Raw genomic sequence first — 16,315 nt, 5'->3', positions numbered from 1 at the left:
GGAGTACGCCGCGCTGCGGGGGCGGGCGGGGCAGCGATCGGGCGAGTCAAGCGAGCAAGGCGACTTTGAGCAGCGGATGGAGGATTTGCATCTCGGTGATCAAAGCAAGTCACCTTCGCCTGATCGGCCTCCCGCAGGAGGTGGTCGAGCAGTCCGGCGGGACGATTTCGGCGGTTCGATGCGGGCGCCGCCGCACTCCGCTTTTAGGGAGGGTGCGCTCGGCGACACGCGCCGGAGCGTAGACATTCTCAGCTTTCAGCTTCCCGCTTCGACGCAAGTGCCGCAGTCTGGTTTGCGAGATGATCTGTTCAGCAGCGCACGCTACAGCTTTCCGGACCCAGAGTCTGCCGCGTCGGCCAAGAGCGGAAAAAGCCGCGGATTATGGTCACGCTTCAAGTCGGGAATCGGCAAGGCGCTTGGCCGGAGTGGCAGCGAAAAGTCGTCGCGCGAGGCGGGGCAATCTGACCTCTTTTCGACGAATTTACGAATTGATTATGCGAGGCAGCCGGGCCGGACGCGCGGGGTCTCTGCGGCCGATGAGGAGCTCATTAGAGATTTCCGAAACAAGGCGGCGGGTAAACTCACCGACGGCACGATCAAGAATGCAGCAACCGATTTGCGCCATTTGAGCGCGCGCTTGAGCACGGCCGGCAGGCCCTCAATTGCGGATCGAATTAGCCGGGAATTGGATAACGCGCAGCAGGACAATCCCGAGGTGGAAAACCACCAGCTGGAAGCTGAGCTCGATGAGGACGTCGACACCTATGCAAAGGACCGCGTCACGCGCATCAAGGCGGCCTTGAAGAAGCTCCGTGAGGTAGGTGCCGGAAACGCCCTGGCGCCTGATCTCCGCCGACTGGCTCCTCACGGAGCGGACGCAACCCTCATCGGCATGTGGGTGGCGGCGGAAAAGGCGACACACAGGATCGAGCCGGCGACAATCGACAGGCAAGCTCGCCGCATGTCTAAGCTGAGTGAGTGGCTGCAGACCCATGACAGGCCACCAATGGCCGGCCGACTTTCCGCCCCCGCGTTTGTCCGGGATCTCGAGGAGTACAGGCTCGAAACCAACGATAAGAAGATCAACGCTGATCTGGTCAAACTTGGCCGATACCAGCAGATCCTGGAGGCGAATAGGGCGCTTGGATTGAGGCCTCCTGAGGATCCGGGCCAGACTTCTCGGGAAGCTGCTCGACAGCCGCATGCAGTGCAGGATCCTCCCGCAACGCCAGGTAGCCCGAGCGCGGGAACCTGGGATTGGCGTCGCGAGCAGGTCCCCGGGCCCAACATATTGATGCCACCGCCGCCCAGCCATTGGCAGGCCGGTTCGTCGCAGCAGCTTCCCGGAACCCCGGCGACGCCGAGCGCCGGAGCCTGGAACTGGCTTGGCGAGCAGATCCACGGACCCAGCTCACCAGAGCCAGCGCCGCACTGGGCCGCGCATGCGCATCCGCCACTCGAGCTTCCTGCTACACCGGCCACCCTCGGCCAGGGAGCCTGGGCCTGGCTTGGGCAACAGATGCAAGACCCCGCATCGCCGTCGTCCGTGAGGCCTCGATCGTCAAACATCTACGGCGGTCTGGACTCCTTCGTTGATCTGGATCCACCCACACCTCACAACTTGCGCGACGATGCGCGCTCTGCGCCAGCATCTGAATTTGCAGACGCCTCGTCGTTCGCGGGACCGCCGGGGGCGGCTCCGGAGGTGCGGGATATTGGCGCGATCGTTGGCACCGGCTGGCGCCACGGCTCCCAGACGGCTTCAGACGTGTTGATCGATGTATTGGGCAATATCCATCTGCTGCCAAACCAGTTCGGGCCAAGTCAGTTTGTGATCAATGGGGAGCGCTATTCGGCGACGCTTGGACCGGGAGGCCGCAGGGATGTTCGCCTGATCCATCATCCCCGCGTGAGCCAGCCGGATGAACCTGGCCCGTCTCAGTCGCTCCATCGTCCCCGGCCGATCGTGTCAGCCGCGCAATCCGGTGAGGGGCCTGTTGATCTTGGGTATCTGATCCGCGGGGGATGGGAGCACCGAGAGCGATTCCTGCCGGATTACCTTATCCGCGTCCTTGAAGGCCAGGGCATCATGCCCGAAGTTGGGCGCCCGACTTATTTCGAGATCCGCGGAGTGCCTTACAAGGGCGAATTGGTGGAAAGCGAAGGCGGCCGCCAGCGCGTACGCATTTATCCTGAACGTGGCTGAAGAGGCAGCAGGGCTGCAATCGGACTTTCGGCGGGGCAGCTCGCGTAAGGCGTTCTATGTTGGCGAGGCTATTGGCAGGCGATGGATCGGTTGCAGGGGCACGGCCTGAACCGTCCCGCCGTCCTGCCTTCTCTTTGCAGAATCTGCCAAGCTCAACGGATTCTACGAATTTGGTGCATGCCCGGACCTGCTTTCTGCATCCCTGATCCTTTCACGTAGTCCGCCAATTCTTGTCTTGAAAACCGCAGCTACTACGGATTGAACGCATTCGTGATTGACGGAGCACCGCGCCGCGTGCTGGCGATGGACAAGTGCCCAAATTCCTCGGCGGGCGCGGTAGTTCGCAACCTGCATAGCTTAAGCCTTCATGCGCAGTTCAGTTATTGCGCCGCTATGCAAAGTCTCCTCGCGCCGCAAACACCGGGTCCGCTCGGGAGCAGAGTGCAAGTGCCCGCTGGACCCGGGAAGCCGATGAAAGCGAGCTTGGTGCGACAAAAATCGATAAACCATCGTATAGCTCGTTTCCCCCTTCCTTTCGGTCTTTATCGCACAGTCAGCTATTGGAGCGTAGACCCTCGGTGACAATTGTCTCCGCTGTCATCGGATATCTCGATTTCCATGCAAAGAGACTACGCAACAGCGACGTGCCATTAACAATAGGTGCTGGCCAACCCCAGCATGTATTCGGCTGGTTGGATAAAGTGTGCCGAGATGTTGATAGATCATGTAACAGGAAAGGTTGTGCCTGAGATAGCGCACGATCGCGATCTCGCTTTGGACTTCACCAAAGGAGTGCTCATCATTTTAGTGATCGCCGGTCACCTGATCCAATATATCCTCTACCAAAATGAAGGATTTTGGGATTCGGCATGCTTCAAATGGATCTACATGTTCCACATGCCCCTCTTTATGGCGATAAGCGGTTATCTTTCTTGCCGAGCGCTACTGGCAAAGTCGTTCACGCAAGCTATCGGCAGTCGTGCGACGCAGCTCCTGGTGCCGATGCTGTTTTGGTGCTCTCTTCTGGAGTCATTAAAGTTTGCCGTGTTTCCCCGATCGGCGGGCGCACCAGACACCGTTTTGCAGTTCCTGAATGAGTTTGTCGGCACATACTGGTTCGTATGGGCCGCGTTCATTTGTTTCATCCTCACTAAAACTATTTCGATCTTCAATCGTTGGTTGCCCTGGGCCTTGTTCGTATCCGTCATTCTGGTCGTGCTTGCGCCTCTGACTTTTTCCATATTCCCTCTTATAAAGTATATGTACCCGTTTTTTTGCCTGGGATTCTTATTTGCGCAGTCGAGAGAAAGGTGGACGAGCATAATGCGCTCTCACAGGGTGTTCTTGATTATGTCTGCCTCAATAGCGGCTATGATGTGCTTTCTGGCCTGGCGCACCGACACTTATGTCTACAACAATCTCGCTGTGGTCCAGGATTTGCAGTCGGCAAAAAATGTGCTTCTGATGTTTCTCGGCTCCGCAGCTGCCTCAGTGGTAATGATTGAGGTCCTGCTTCGATGCTGGAATATTGGTCGCTCAAATCGGGTGGTCCGCTTTATCGCCGAAAAACTGGGGCCGAGCACGCTCGTGCTGTACTTGATTCAGGGTACGGTATTCCGTCTCATGGATTCCATACAGTATGGAGAACTTTGGGACCCCACAATGAGGTCTGCCGTGGCTGCATTTCTCGGGACAACGATTGTTGCCGTCGCGCTAGCGGTTCGCTGGACTGTGCGCGACATTCCTTATCTGTCCCAGCTCATGCTCGGAGTGCCACCCCGCTCAATTCGATAAGTAGCTGTAACCGAGATCTGATTGACCTGCCACTGCGTATTTCCTCCAGAAGGAGTTAGAGTCCGGCCCGAAGAAGGACGGACAGATGAAGCGAGCAAGGTTCACGGAAGAGCAGATTATCGCGGTATTGAAGGAGCATGAGGCTGGGGCGAAGACAGCCGACCTGGCTCGCAAGCACGGTGTTTCCGAGGCGACGATCTACAATTGGAAGGCCAAATTCGGCGGCATGGACGTTTCCGAAGCGAAGCGGCTGAGGGCCTTGGAAGAGGAGAACGCGAAGCTGAAGAAGCTTCTGGCCGAGCAGATGCTCGATGCGGCCGCCCTTCGCGAGCTCCTTTCAAAAAAATGGTAGGGCCCGCCGCCAAGCGCGCTGCGATCGCGCATCTGCAGGCCGTCATGAGCCTGTCGGAACGGCGGGCCTGCTCGATTGTGGGGGCGGATCGGAAGATGATCCGCTATCGCTCCAGCCGCCCGCCGGACGCAGTTCTGCGTGGCCGATTGCGCGATCTCGCCAACGAGCGGCGGCGTTTCGGCTATCGCCGGTTGTTCGTCTTGCTGCGGCGGGAGGGCGAGCCATCGGGGATCAACCGGATCTACCGGCTTTACCGCGAGGAAGGGCTCACCGTCCGCAAACGGCGGGCTCGCCGCAAGGCCGTGGGGACCCGTGCCCCGATCCTGGTCGAGGCGAGGCCGAACGCGCGCTGGTCGCTGGACTTCGTCCACGACCAGTTCGCCAATGGCCGACGCTTTCGCATCCTCAACATCGTCGACGACGTCACCAAGGAATGCCTGGGCGCCATTCCGGAGACGTCGATCTCGGGGCGGCGCGTGGCCCGCGAACTGACGGCAATCGTCCAGCGACGCGGCAAGCCAGGAATGATCGTGTCTGACCATGGCACCGAATTCACCTGCAACGCCATGCTCGCTTGGTGCAAGGACGCAGCCATCGATTGGCACTTCATTGCGCCGGGAAAGCCGATGCAGAACGGCTTCGTCGAGAGTTTCAATGGCCGGATGCGCGATGAGCTACTCAACGAGACCCTGTTCTTCGATCTCGATGACGCCCGCGCCAAGATCGCCAACTGGGTCGCCGACTACAATCTCCAGCGTCCCCACTCGTCGCTGAAATACCTGACCCCCGCGGCCTACGCCGCCCACCTCACCGCAACGGACGATCGGCTGCGCAACCCCGACCAGCTCCGCCGATCGTCCGTTGCTCCATCCGCGCCACTTGGCGTACAAAACCCCGAGACTCTAACTGCCGCTGGATGAAAATGCAGTGGCAGGTCACTCCCAGTCGAGGGATTTACGCCGCGCCAACTCTAGCCAAAAATGGTCCAGTTTGCCGGCCTCAGGTCATGATCAGGAGGCTCTCGCAAATCATCGTAGGTTGCGTGCCTTGCGAACCTGCTGTCTATGCAAGGCGAGACAATCTGGAAAATGTCCTCGAAAATTGGGTCGTTGCTCCACGTAGTTTGCTTCCCTCGAACGGTCTAGCGCAGATGCGGCCGGTCCCTTCAAGGGGATCGCGAAGGTCCGGTCCCATGCGTCACGATAACGTCGGAGCAGAACGGCGCTTGCGATGATCAGAAGAATATCAACGTAGATACCAACAGATTGAGCGCGTGTTCCGTTTGGGGCGTGTGTGTGATGCTTGTCGGGTAATGAATGTATGACAGTCCGACGCTTGCATATATCCCCGGAGCGAGATGCGCGATGTATGTTCCCGTGACTGCTGTGCTATCGCGGTGCGCAAGCTGGCCTTTAGCCAGAGCAGCATCCACTGCAAGCGTACTCCAGGCCGTGTTGGTCGCAACGAGGGCAATCAGATCACTGGGCCGGTTATCAAAAGATCCCTTCGCATAAAGACGAAGCTCGTAATACCGGCTGATCCTGTTGCGCTCAGGTGGAGCTCCCATGATGGAAAAGCCGCCGTAGATGCCGCGAGACGGCGACTCAAGGGCGTCACTCTGCCAGAGCTGCCTGTCCGCAGCGATGTAGTGAAAATTATTTCCGCTCTTCCTTTGTTGCTTGGGATCCGCCAAATCCGTGTAGCGGCTAGTGTTGAAGCCAATGCCCGCCCGCAGCCACGTGTCGGGTAAGCCGGGAGCAGCCTTGCTCTTGTAGCCGGCTTCTTCGACGAAAAGGATGCCTGCATTGGCCGTGCTCCAGTTCAAGCCAGTGGGATTCTCCGTTATGTGGGCATAGGGACCATCGGGACTGATTGAGCGCTGGACGGAGACCTTGTTATACAAGCGATCGTCGAAATTGCACTTCAAGTTGACCGCCGGCGTGGGCGCGGCATTGGTGCTCATCCCTGCCTGGAACAAGGCAGACATGTTCGATCCTGTAATCCCTCCGAACAATGTACCGGTGAATTCATTCTGGTTTCTGAGGTAGCCAATTTTGAGCTCTAGTGTCCTGTCGAAGAAAGTCTGGTAGTAGGCGAGCGTATTGAGTCCCACTCGATCTGGCCCTGGGCGATCCCACGTCCAGTATTGCTGCTCGGCTCCTACGACAATCTGTCCGTCGGCAATGCCGAACCGGCTCAGATCGTAGGTGACGATCATGAGGTTCGCCGACGCGAAAGTCGGATTCTGGCCCATATAGAGCTGGTTTGCGATAGTGCTTCTGGCTGCATGCGGTAGCTGGTTGCTTGCAAAGGAGTTATGTGTCCACCCGATATAGCCGATGCCGACGTCCGCCAGCGCAGATCTAACGCCCCCCTTGTCCTGATCAATCGTATCTGCAGGACCAGGGATGGGGAACCACAACCCTTTTTCACGCAGATTGTCGTACCTTTGGAAGGGATCGATCGTTTTTTGCGGTCTCGTCTGAGCAGCCCTGTCCGCATTGCCGCGCTTCTCCAAAGGCACTCCGGGACCTGCTGCTGGCGCCGGGGCAGGAGGGCGGATTGCCTGACGGACCAGGTCGATCGGGAGCTTTGCGGCCCGGTCGGAAGTCTTTCCTCTTTTGCGGGTCTCATCCACAGGGTGGTTACTAGGATCAAGTCCGCTGGCGGTTTGTGCCCGTACGGAATTGCCGACCAGACAAGCCGCTAGCGAAAGTGCGATAGCAAGCCCAGATTGCTTTCGCCTTAGTCTGAAATTGAAAGAAAGTGCTGACCTAGCCGAGTATGTTCGAGGCGAGGTCGTCGCAAGAAGGCAATCACGCATGGCGTAGTTCGGGTCCATGTCTGCCGGACATGAATAGATTGAACTGCGGCCTGATTGGCCCAGAGTGAGCTCCCGGCGGAGTGTGCCACGCGCCTGCTTCCACATCGTCATTGCGAGCGCAGCGAAGCAATCCAGAATCCCTCCGCGGCGGCAGTCTGGACCGCTTCGTCGCCAGCGCTCCTCAGCAAGCGGCATCGCCGGCGTCCTTTCGCGTCCGAGGGCGAGGGGGACGAGCCAGAACGCGATCTATCCGAACAGAGCCACTCAGGCTTCCTGAACCTCTCAGCTCGCGGCGCGATGATGATCTGGTCCGAAACTTTGCTTGTGCATGACGTCGGTGCGCCGAGAGCCAGCGGAGAGCGCTGGCTCGGCAAATGCTCACGACGAGCGCGCGGGGCTTGCTGTCCTGGCCACCAGAACATTGCGAATGTCCACCTTGCTCACTGCGAGTCAGGCGGTGGCGCGCATCTGCATCGAAGGCGGCTTTCTGGACCAAACGGCAGCTACCCGAAAGCAAGGCTCGCCATGCAAGAGGCGTGGCTTCACGAAGCGCTTCATTGGTATCGTTGTCAGCGAAACACGAGACAATCGGCGGGCTTGAAGGCCGAAGAGCCTTTGAATTTGCGCGCGCGGCAACCACACAACAACATCCAACGTGATGGCCCAGGAGACCGGACGAATCAGCCATCGAGCAGCTCTGGCGGATATCGGCGAGCAGTTGCTGGTTGCCGTCAGCGCGGCAAAACTTGTCTTGCATCCGAATCCTTGATGTGCGCGGCGTTCGTTGGTCACGCTTGGCACGTGCCCGTCATCTCGAACAACCTGCCGGAACTGGTAGTTGATCAGGTGCAATGGTTGCCAGTCCAATCGGCCATTGCGGCTCGGCCGATCAGCCGTTGCGCTTACGTGGCCCGTCCCAGATGAAGTTGCTGGTCAGGCAAGGCGTAAGGCGGGAGTCCATCGAACACACTGCCGGATCAGTGGACGGTTTGCATTCGTGTCGGGGCAAGAAAAGACGATCTGCAAGGTTCTTCTGAATGATGAGAAAATGCTGCGCCATCGCCGACGAAGACGAGAACCATTGCTCGCTGGTGGCGCTATCATGGAGAACGCGCGCAAATTGTCGCGTTGCGTTTAAGAAGGAGCGTTTCATAGGAGCAGGCGCAGCCGATCGGGAAGCTCGCCAAGATTGATTATTGTCGACGCTGGCAGCTCCTGGAGCGCGGGAGCATCGCGGGCGATCGCGTCGACAGAATAAGCCTGCTGGAATGGGATCTTGAGCGAGGAACAATGGACTTGATTGAACATGCGGCCGCTTCAGACTTGCGCCCGCTCTTGCACGGGCCGTCAAGACGGATTCTCCCGGTCTTGGTGCTCCCGCTTGTCCTCGTCGGCTCGTGTGCTGCTGGCGCCTGGCTTTGGGCTAACCTTGAAGAGCCTGTCGAGACGCCGGAAAGCAGGGATGTCGCTTCAACAATGAGCCTGTCACTGGAGGACAGGGCATCCCTATTCGAGATAAAGTGGGCACAGCAGAAAGCTGGCGATCAGATCGCAGAACTCAACCGCCAGATCGATGCCCAGCGGGATGTCCTCAAAGGGATCCTGGATCAGATCACCATGCTGACTTCGCGGATCGATGCGCTGCAGAGTTCAACACCTGTCCCTTCTGCTGCTTCCGAGCCTCCTTTGTCGCCACCCCGGGCTGTTTCGAACGTCGCCAGGAAACGCTTCGGGCGGTCCAAACCACATGGACCTGTTTCCGTCGGAGGCGCGCCAGTGATCGCCGGACCGAAGATAGCCGAGCCTTGAGCCTGAGACGCTGCGGGCATGGTCGAGTGTCCAACTGTGCGCGAGGAGGTGGACCATAGCTTCGCAAAGCTGCCTCCAGCCGTAAAATTCCCGAAGCTGGTGCGGACGCCGGCGTCTCCAACGGCACGTCGCCCTGAGGCAGTCACCATTATCAAGAGCACTCAAGGAGAGGTGGGGCAGAGCCCTTTCGGCATGATCGAGCCGTGGCCCTGAACGGCGGAATCCGCTGCGCTTCTCCTTCAAATCAGCTTCCTTTTAGTCAGCCCTCCCGGTTTGAGGCCATATCTGAAAGATTGTTGTCATGACACCGCCGCTGCATCCTCGAAATCTGGCCTGTCTGCCGGAGGTGCCTCTTCAGATCATTCGGTCGAGAAAAGCTTAGATCTTTGGGATCTGCTCACATGCGCGGCTTAGTTAATAGGGGGTACGGTCGAGATAAGTGTCGAATGCGGCAGCAACAGCACGAATGACAAACCGGTGTTCCTGCTTGACCCGAATGAATCCCTCTTCAATGTCCACTATCCCGTCTTCGGCAAGCATTCCCAGCCGGTCGGCCGAATTGAGAAGAGGAACCGGATCAAATCCGTGAGCAGCACAGATCGCTGGTACGTCGGCCTGCAAATCGCACATCAGACGCTCGATAATTGCGGCGCGGAGCCGATCTTCGGGGGAGAGACAGTAGCCTTTTGAGGTTGCCAGACGACCAGCCTGAATGTGTTGGCCATAGGAAGCGGTTGCGCTCTCGTTCTGGACGTAACCGTCACGCAGACGGCCGATGGCTGACGGACCTAAGCCGATTACGGTTTTGCAGGTATCAGCTGAATAACCCAGGGAGTTGCGGCGCAGCTGACCGGCTTTCTGCGCCAGCGCCAGCTCGTCGTTGGGCAGGGCGAAATGGTCGAGCCCGATCAGGCGGTAGCCGGCCGAGACCAGCGTATCTGCAATAGCCGCGGCTTGCTCGGCGCGGGCGACATTATCCGGCAGCGCCGTCTCATCGATCTGGCGCTGACGTTTCATATAGGAGGGGACGTGAGAATAGCCGAAAACCGCAAGCCGGTCTGGCCGCATGGCCAGGGCCGTCCGCGCGGAGTCCACGCAGGACCGCACCGTCTGATGTGGCAGTCCGAAGAGAAGGTCGAAATTGATGCGCCTTATCCCATGCTGGCGAAGGCTTTCGACGACAGAAGCCGTCTGCACCTCACTCTGGACGCGGTTGACCGCCCTTTGAACCACGGGGTCGAAGCTTTGCACGCCTATGCTCGCGCGACTGATCCCCGCCGCTTCTAACGTTTCGACCATCTCGGCCGTGAACGCACGCGGGTCGATTTCTATGGCGATGGTAGCTGATTTGCTGAACGCGAAGCAGCGACGCAGGAGTTCCATCAAGCCCAGGAAATCAGTCGGCGCAATGGTGGTCGGCGTCCCGCCGCCGAAATGCACGTCGCTCACCGGCAGAGCGGGCGGCGCTTGCTCTGCGACCAAGCGTATTTCATCCCGCACCGCCGCCAAATAATTGCGGATCGGACGCTCGCTGCGAGTGAGGCTTGTAGGGAAGCCGCAATACCAGCAGATCGAGCGACAGAACGGAACGTGGAGGTAGAGCGATACGGGTTCGTTCGGCGGCAGCCGCCTCAACCATGTCTCACAAATCTTGGGACCGACCATCGCGGAGAAATCCGGTACGGTTGGGTAGATGGTGTACCAAGGCAGGCGAGCATCGCAATACTTGTTTATGAGGGAGGTCTGCAAGGCTTAACTTTCCCATGCGCAAACAGCGTGAAACTGACCGGTGCCCTCTCTTGTGTCTTTGCGTTATGTCAAACGCGCCTAACTGTTCTTGAGATTGATCCCGCTCTCGATGTCACTGCCAACCACCTTAGGGCCGGCAGTGGGAGTGAGCGTCGCTCCTTGGCGATTATCTGGAGTCTTGTGGGTAGAATGAACGTGTCTTAGGAGTACGGCCCAAGCGGCTCGACGTCCTCCGACTAAGCTGTGTGCAGTGTCAATCATTCATCCGAGGGCGCGTCGCTTCTGTACTCCCTGACATGCAGCCGTTTTGCGACGAAGACAGGGATCTAAAGGCATCATCAAGAGCGGGCAGGCTGTCCCGAGACGTTCAAACTGGCTTTTCGTGGAAAAATCGATGTGCATGCTCGCAGCATTCGACCGGTGTCTCCCGTCCAAGGCCGGCGTGTCACGGAAAATACGTTGCTTGCTGGATGAAGAGCGCCAAGTTCGCGATCGTACAATGTGACGCTGCGTGCGATTCAAGTCCTTTGCAGCAGCTCACGAAAAACATTTTCGAAGTTCAAGTACAAAACGCAATGAGCCTCAATTCCGCCACGCTACTTGTCTCATTGCCGCGAGCATCATCACGGATGTACTGATGATGTTGGGGCGAGCCCGGCGCACTTTCACACCCGGCAAAGTGCGTCGGGTGCGCCTTGGTTCGGCGGCGTCTCGTTCCGGCTCCAATGCAGCTCGCCAACTCACAACAACTTGCAGGTCCTGCTTATAGCGAACGCGAGCCCGGCCAGAAATCTCACACGTGACACTATCTGCAGTATTCTATTTTGCTTCAGCGCTTGATGTCTTTTGTTTTTTGACATCGCCTTTGCGGCTAGCGGAACCGGCAGAGCGCGCACAATTGCAGTTGCCCCTCATTGGCCTCGCGATCAATCCGGTGCACCAGCAGCAGCTCTCACTGTTTCACATAGCCCGCCTGGTGAAGCGTCGATCATCCCGTCACAAGGAATCGTTCTCGCGCGGCGGCCTGGAGGCCATCTAGGCAGAAGCCAGCTCCGAGATCTTGCACGGGATCATTACACGGCGGGATCGCGCCCTGGCATTCCAGCCCATTCACACTGGATCGAGAAAGTTTACGCTTCATATGCCGATCGGGTCTGAAGATCATCTTCCGCGAATGAGAGCTGATGACGACTCCCCGCAAGACGGTTGGCAGCAACAATCAAGCACAGCGACGGCTACGTACGTCAGTATATGATCTGTGGCGATCATCGCCTTCAGTTCGCTGTTGAAACGTTTGCGGCAAATGTCAATACTTCACGCCCCCAAACCGCCTGACTCTATCAGCAGCCTTTAGCGAGACCGCGTGAGAGGGTCTCGGCGTGTTTCAGATGGAGATGGGATCGAAGAACGACGCGTCGACTCACCATTGCGCCAGCAAGCGCCATTCCTGTTGTAAAACGGCGTCGAACTCATCGGAGAACCGGTGAAGGATGACTCTCTCGGCGTGCTTGATTTCATAGGTGCGGCGCGATGTTGGCAGCTTCGTGGCGGAGGGGGCGCATTGCCGCGCCTCCGCATCCTTGCCCATTTCGAATTGACTGCAACTTTCTGGCGCTCAGCACATCTTCCCTGACAATCTCCATTAGCAGCGCGCTGCAAGGACGGACTTAACCCAACTTTCTCCGAACTTGGACTAAGATGGCTTGCAGACTTAGTCGATGCGCGAGCCGATAACGAGATTGGCGCAGCTTTCCAGAATACTGATAAAGATCTCCTGGCCCCTACTCGTGCTGCGGCTCGCGCAAATGGCGCTGTCGCCTTTGCCTCCCAATGTCATGATTGCTTCAATGCACTTACCTTGCGACCAACCGGCCGCCTTTCAAGCCCTTGTCCCGGCGGTGATTTTCGCGAAATCAGCAGTTGGTATGACACTTGCTGGACTGGTGCGATCCGATCCGGGGTCCTCTCCCTTCTGGAGATGCGCATGCAAAGTGTCCTCTGCATCAAGCGGGTCTCGCGACTGCGAGTATCTCCCATTGCATCTTTGACGTGGCCATTTTCTGCCCCTTCGACTCATTTGCGCCGGACCTGCCGGACGGACCCGCTGAGACGCCGGCGAGGAGTATGGCTTCGGCTGTTCCGTGTTGCTCATCGATCGCGTCCCCGAGGCCGTCATAGGGCGGAGCATCAGCCAACGGTTAGCGATGGCAATTCGCAAGATTGGGAAGAAAAATGACGCTCCTGTTGTCTTCGTCGGCAAGCAGAGAATCGATACCGACAACGCGCAAGTCGAGTCCGGCACCGCCAACCGCATGGGCGTGCTCTACCTTACCTGTATCGCGGAGTTTAGTGCCCAGCATGTCCTCGTGCTTGGCCTCGAGACAAAGCGAACCGTCTTTCGGACAGGACCATGGTTTCTCGCCATCCAATCTAAACAGAGCTGGGCCTGTGACCGCTCGTGCTGTTTGGTTCGTCTCGCCAGCTGAGTCGTCAGGGCCATCGGGCTTTTTATCACTGCCAGGCCATCAACACGGACGACCGCCCGGTGATCTCGATTTCGCCAGTACGCTATCGGCGAGCTCGACCAATCACTTTGCCTGTGCAACGGCGCTTCGATTGCGCCGTGCCGTTCAGCCTCGGACCAGGGATGATGGCGGTATCTCGGCTGTTTGACGGGACGACCATGCCGGCGCAGCCAGCGGCAGGGCACGAATCCGGGAATGGCATCTGACGCAGGGTGTGGCGCTCAGACTTCACGAAGAACAAACCAAAGGGTTCAGGTCATGGATTTGAATTTGGCTCCGCCTGAAACAAACGCAATCGAACACAATGACAGGGAGCTTGATCGAGGTTCTGAGGCGCCCATCATGGATCTCTTTAGCTTCACCGAATGCGCGAAACAGACGCATTCGCTCAGAGCGTTGTTCGAGCTTCTTGTAAGCTGTTCCACCAAGGAAGGGTTCAGTGAAGTCGCTTTCGGCGCTCTCAACTTCGTCGAGCCACTTCGGCTGGCGGAGTATCCACCTCCGGCTGTGGCTGTGAAGTGGCCGCCGGACTGGTGCGACCGATACTTCAAACACAAGTACCATACTATCGATCCGGTGATCCGGAGGACGCCGATGCAATCGCGGCCGTTTTTGTGGGACCAACTCGCCGACCGCTATCAACTTCAACCGGACGAGAGACGCGTATTGGACGAGGCGAGAGAGGCGGGCCTGAAGCATGGCATGAGCGTGCCATTGTTTGGCCCGTTGGGTCGGGTATCCGTGGTGTCGTTTGCATCTGCGTCCGACGATGCTGATCCTCAGGATCACATCGGTCATCTCAACGCGCTGGCCTCGCAGTTTCACACCGCCTATGGCGACATCGCTCGCCCCTGCAATAATGATTGCGAAAGAAAAATTGCACTATCGCAGCGGGAGATCAATTGCTTGCGGTGGGTGGGAGAGGGGAAATCGTCATGGGAAATTGGGAAGATCCTGAATATCAGCGAGAATACAGTCAATTTTCATATCAAAAATGCGATGCGAAAGCTGGGCGCGACCAGCCGGATTCAAGCGGTCCTTATGGCGGTTCGCCTCAATCTTCTTTGAATTCATCAGTCGAATGGAACGAGCACCAAGCGCCAATCTTGCTTCAGCTTCTGGCAGGTTAATCGATGCCCCGCGATAATGATTGCGAAAGAAACGTTGCACTATCGCAGCGGGAAATCAGTTGCTTGAGGTGGCTCGCAAGGGGGGGAAATTGTCTTGGGAAATGGGGAAGATCATGAATATCAGCGAGAATACAGTCAATTTTCATATCAAAAATGCGATGCGAAAGATCGGTGCGACCAGCCGGATTCAGGCGGTCACTATAGTAATTCGCCTCAATCTTCTTTGAATTCATCAGTCGAATGGAACGAGCACCAAGTGCTAAATCTTGCTTCAACTTCTGGCAGGTTAATGGATGCTTATGGAGCTCCGCAACCTCACGCGGCGAGAGGTTTCGGACTTGCCTCAAGGAGTGTTGTACTTGCGGCTTCGCCGAAAGTGCCATCAGATGTTGAATCGACGGACCTCGTCCGCCCGTGTTGAGGTCAGGCGGCGTCGTTCCATCCAGCCGGTGATCCCTGCTTAGACGAACTCGGACCTGGTGCTTCGGAAGGGGAAGCAGCGTGTGAAGAAAGAACCCCGACCGCGGTCGGGGCTCCCGATTCACGCAACCGCGTCGAGATCATTATTTGGCAAACCCAGGGCCGAACTTGTAATTGAGCCGTGCCGTGATGAGATCGACGTCCTGGTGGACGCGATCGGCCGCAACGGCCGCTGGGAAGCTTACGTTGCTGCGCTGCATGAACAAGTGGGAATACTCGACGCCAGCTGACCAGCTGGGCGCGAGGCTGACTTCGGCACCGGCGCCCAGCGCGCCACCCCAACGCACATCATTGTCTACAATCTCGGTGCCAGTAGCCACCGAGTTCAAGTGATAGGTGTTGCTGGTCACCGCAGCACCGCCCTTGGCGTACAGCAGCACGGCATTGAACGTGTAGCCAATATGGCCGGTGAGCAGACCGAACGCATCTGTCTTGGTGCCAATGGTGTTTGCTGGGAAGGCGGCGCTGACATTGGAGCCGCTGAAGTCGGCCCAATTGCCCTGGCCTTCGATCCCGTAGACCATGTTGAAGATGTGCCAACGATAACCAATCTGGCCGCCAACGGTACCGCCAGTCGAATTATGGCAACCCTCGGGAGTGACTCCATTGAAATCCCAGCAGTTGCGGCTCGTTCCCCAGCCGCCATTGACACCGATATAGTAGCCGGACCAATCGATAATCGGGGCTGCGACCCGGAGCGGTGGCGCCTTGACCTGGGCGGGCTGCCCGGCGAGGTCCGTGCCGAATGCGGGAGCGGCCGCACTGAGTGCGCCGATGCTTGCGGTCAGAATCAGAAAATTCTTCATTCGAGTGTTGTTCCTTTCGGTGCCCCCAGCGCCGTGCGTTTAACAACATGATCGCGAATTGCTGTAACTGCCGCACAACATGTCTTCGAAAGAAAAGGGTCAAATCGCACGCCGCGTCAGATTGTGGCGCGCGCAACTTGCCATGCACTGCCTCGGCCGAAATGCTGCGAGGTGTTTGATTCCCTCTCGCTAACTAGCGACAAGGCCAGTCTGCGCCAACACGTCCCGTGCATGCTCGCTGTTCAGAGAGTTCGGCAAATGAAGACCGCTGATCGAAGACGTCTCGGGCGCGCAAAAGCTCATTCTTCCGGCAGGAGGGCCGTGCTGCCGCTTGCAGTCATGGGCGATGCGGCGATGATCGATCACAGGCCTGGATCGCTTTGGCTCCGGACCTATCATAAGTGCAGCACGATTTTCCTCTGCTAAGACCTCGATCGACCATGCCAAGAAGCCGATGCGGCTGTGCCTGACGAGGCTCTCGCTTGAAGTTGAGCAAGCTCGTGCCGAGCCAAGGTCAGGAGAGAAAACGCTAGGGCGTTTCCGCTGGCGCGAGCGAATATTGCGCGGCTGTTCCGTCCCGTCGCCGACTTGCTCTGGGTTCCAGGTTACTGGTCTGGGGTCACTAGAAGAGCTGCATAGG

At 58.0% G+C, this 16,315-nt stretch carries 11 protein-coding genes and 1 pseudogene; 7 read left to right on the top strand and 5 right to left on the bottom strand.

The features are described from left to right. The 3 genes from I6F33_RS31350 to I6F33_RS31340 form a co-directional block, all read left to right on the top strand. On the top strand, positions 1-2,206 hold a 2,206-nt coding region (locus tag I6F33_RS31350; protein ID WP_225145106.1), incomplete at its 5' end, for a hypothetical protein. A gap of 711 nt (positions 2,207-2,917) precedes the next feature. Further along, positions 2,918-4,000, top strand: coding sequence for a nodulation factor fucose acetyltransferase NolL (gene nolL, locus I6F33_RS31345; RefSeq protein WP_225141994.1), 1,083 nt, complete (start codon positions 2,918-2,920; stop codon positions 3,998-4,000). Positions 4,001-4,085: 85 nt separating this feature from the next. After that, a protein-coding gene (locus tag I6F33_RS31340; protein WP_225145105.1) for an IS3 family transposase occupies positions 4,086-5,272 on the top strand; the annotation gives its coding sequence in 2 pieces (ribosomal slippage) (positions 4,086-4,338 and positions 4,338-5,272; 1,188 coding nt in all). A gap of 314 nt (positions 5,273-5,586) precedes the next feature. Here I6F33_RS31340 and I6F33_RS31335 read toward each other — a convergent pair. Together I6F33_RS31335 and I6F33_RS31330 are read right to left on the bottom strand one after the other, a co-directional pair. Then, positions 5,587-6,876 carry a carbohydrate porin gene (locus I6F33_RS31335; protein WP_225145104.1) on the bottom strand — a complete coding sequence of 430 codons (1,290 nt, stop codon included), beginning with the start codon at positions 6,874-6,876 and terminating at the stop codon, positions 5,587-5,589. A gap of 750 nt (positions 6,877-7,626) precedes the next feature. Then, positions 7,627-8,028: a hypothetical protein gene (locus I6F33_RS31330; protein WP_225145103.1), complete on the bottom strand. Its 402-nt coding sequence runs from the start codon at positions 8,026-8,028 to the stop codon at positions 7,627-7,629. Positions 8,029-8,466: 438 nt separating this feature from the next. On the opposite strand from I6F33_RS31330, the gene I6F33_RS31325 reads away from it, so the two are divergent. Then, the gene (locus tag I6F33_RS31325) at positions 8,467-8,985 is read left to right on the top strand and encodes a hypothetical protein (protein ID WP_225145102.1); all 519 of its coding nucleotides are present in this window, start codon (positions 8,467-8,469) and stop codon (positions 8,983-8,985) included. A gap of 414 nt (positions 8,986-9,399) precedes the next feature. Here I6F33_RS31325 and hemN read toward each other — a convergent pair whose 3' ends face one another. Further along, positions 9,400-10,734: an oxygen-independent coproporphyrinogen III oxidase gene (hemN, locus tag I6F33_RS31320; RefSeq protein ID WP_225145101.1), complete on the bottom strand. Its 1,335-nt coding sequence runs from the start codon at positions 10,732-10,734 to the stop codon at positions 9,400-9,402. A gap of 1,420 nt (positions 10,735-12,154) precedes the next feature. Further along, positions 12,155-12,322, bottom strand: coding sequence for a hypothetical protein (locus I6F33_RS31315; protein ID WP_225145100.1), 168 nt, complete (start codon positions 12,320-12,322; stop codon positions 12,155-12,157). Between the two features lie 553 nt (positions 12,323-12,875). On the opposite strand from I6F33_RS31315, the gene I6F33_RS31310 reads away from it, so the two are divergent. The 3 genes and pseudogenes from I6F33_RS31310 to I6F33_RS31300 all read left to right on the top strand — a co-directional run. Further along, the gene (locus tag I6F33_RS31310) at positions 12,876-13,220 is read left to right on the top strand and encodes a hypothetical protein (RefSeq protein ID WP_225145099.1); all 345 of its coding nucleotides are present in this window, start codon (positions 12,876-12,878) and stop codon (positions 13,218-13,220) included. Positions 13,221-13,601: 381 nt separating this feature from the next. Continuing rightward, positions 13,602-14,327 carry a LuxR family transcriptional regulator gene (locus I6F33_RS31305; protein ID WP_225145117.1) on the top strand — a complete coding sequence of 242 codons (726 nt, stop codon included), beginning with the start codon at positions 13,602-13,604 and terminating at the stop codon, positions 14,325-14,327. 86 nt (positions 14,328-14,413) lie between these two features. Beyond that, positions 14,414-14,616: pseudogene (locus tag I6F33_RS31300) on the top strand (helix-turn-helix transcriptional regulator); the annotation flags it as partial. Positions 14,617-14,952: 336 nt separating this feature from the next. Here the strand turns inward: I6F33_RS31300 and I6F33_RS31295 are convergent. Then, positions 14,953-15,675, bottom strand: a complete 723-nt coding sequence (locus I6F33_RS31295; RefSeq protein WP_225145098.1) for an outer membrane protein — start codon at positions 15,673-15,675, stop codon at positions 14,953-14,955. Between the last annotated feature and the right edge of the window lie 640 nt (positions 15,676-16,315).

Source organism: Bradyrhizobium sp. BRP20, from assembly GCF_020194215.1.
GTDB classification, from domain to species: Bacteria; Pseudomonadota; Alphaproteobacteria; order Rhizobiales; family Xanthobacteraceae; genus Bradyrhizobium; species Bradyrhizobium yuanmingense.
Note: the sequence above shows the minus strand (reverse complement) of the source record. Positions and strands in the feature narration are given on the sequence as shown.

Excerpts from the sequence above, each read along its gene's own strand:
- nolL (WP_225141994.1), top strand. The coding sequence starts at position 2,918 with ATGTTGATAGATCATGTAACAGGAAAGGTTGTGCCTGAGATAGCGCAC.
- I6F33_RS31325 (WP_225145102.1), top strand. The coding sequence starts at position 8,467 with ATGGACTTGATTGAACATGCGGCCGCTTCAGACTTGCGCCCGCTCTTG.
- I6F33_RS31295 (WP_225145098.1), bottom strand. The coding sequence starts at position 15,675 with ATGAAGAATTTTCTGATTCTGACCGCAAGCATCGGCGCACTCAGTGCG.
- I6F33_RS31305 (WP_225145117.1), top strand. The coding sequence starts at position 13,602 with ATGGATCTCTTTAGCTTCACCGAATGCGCGAAACAGACGCATTCGCTC.
- I6F33_RS31315 (WP_225145100.1), bottom strand. The coding sequence starts at position 12,322 with ATGGGCAAGGATGCGGAGGCGCGGCAATGCGCCCCCTCCGCCACGAAG.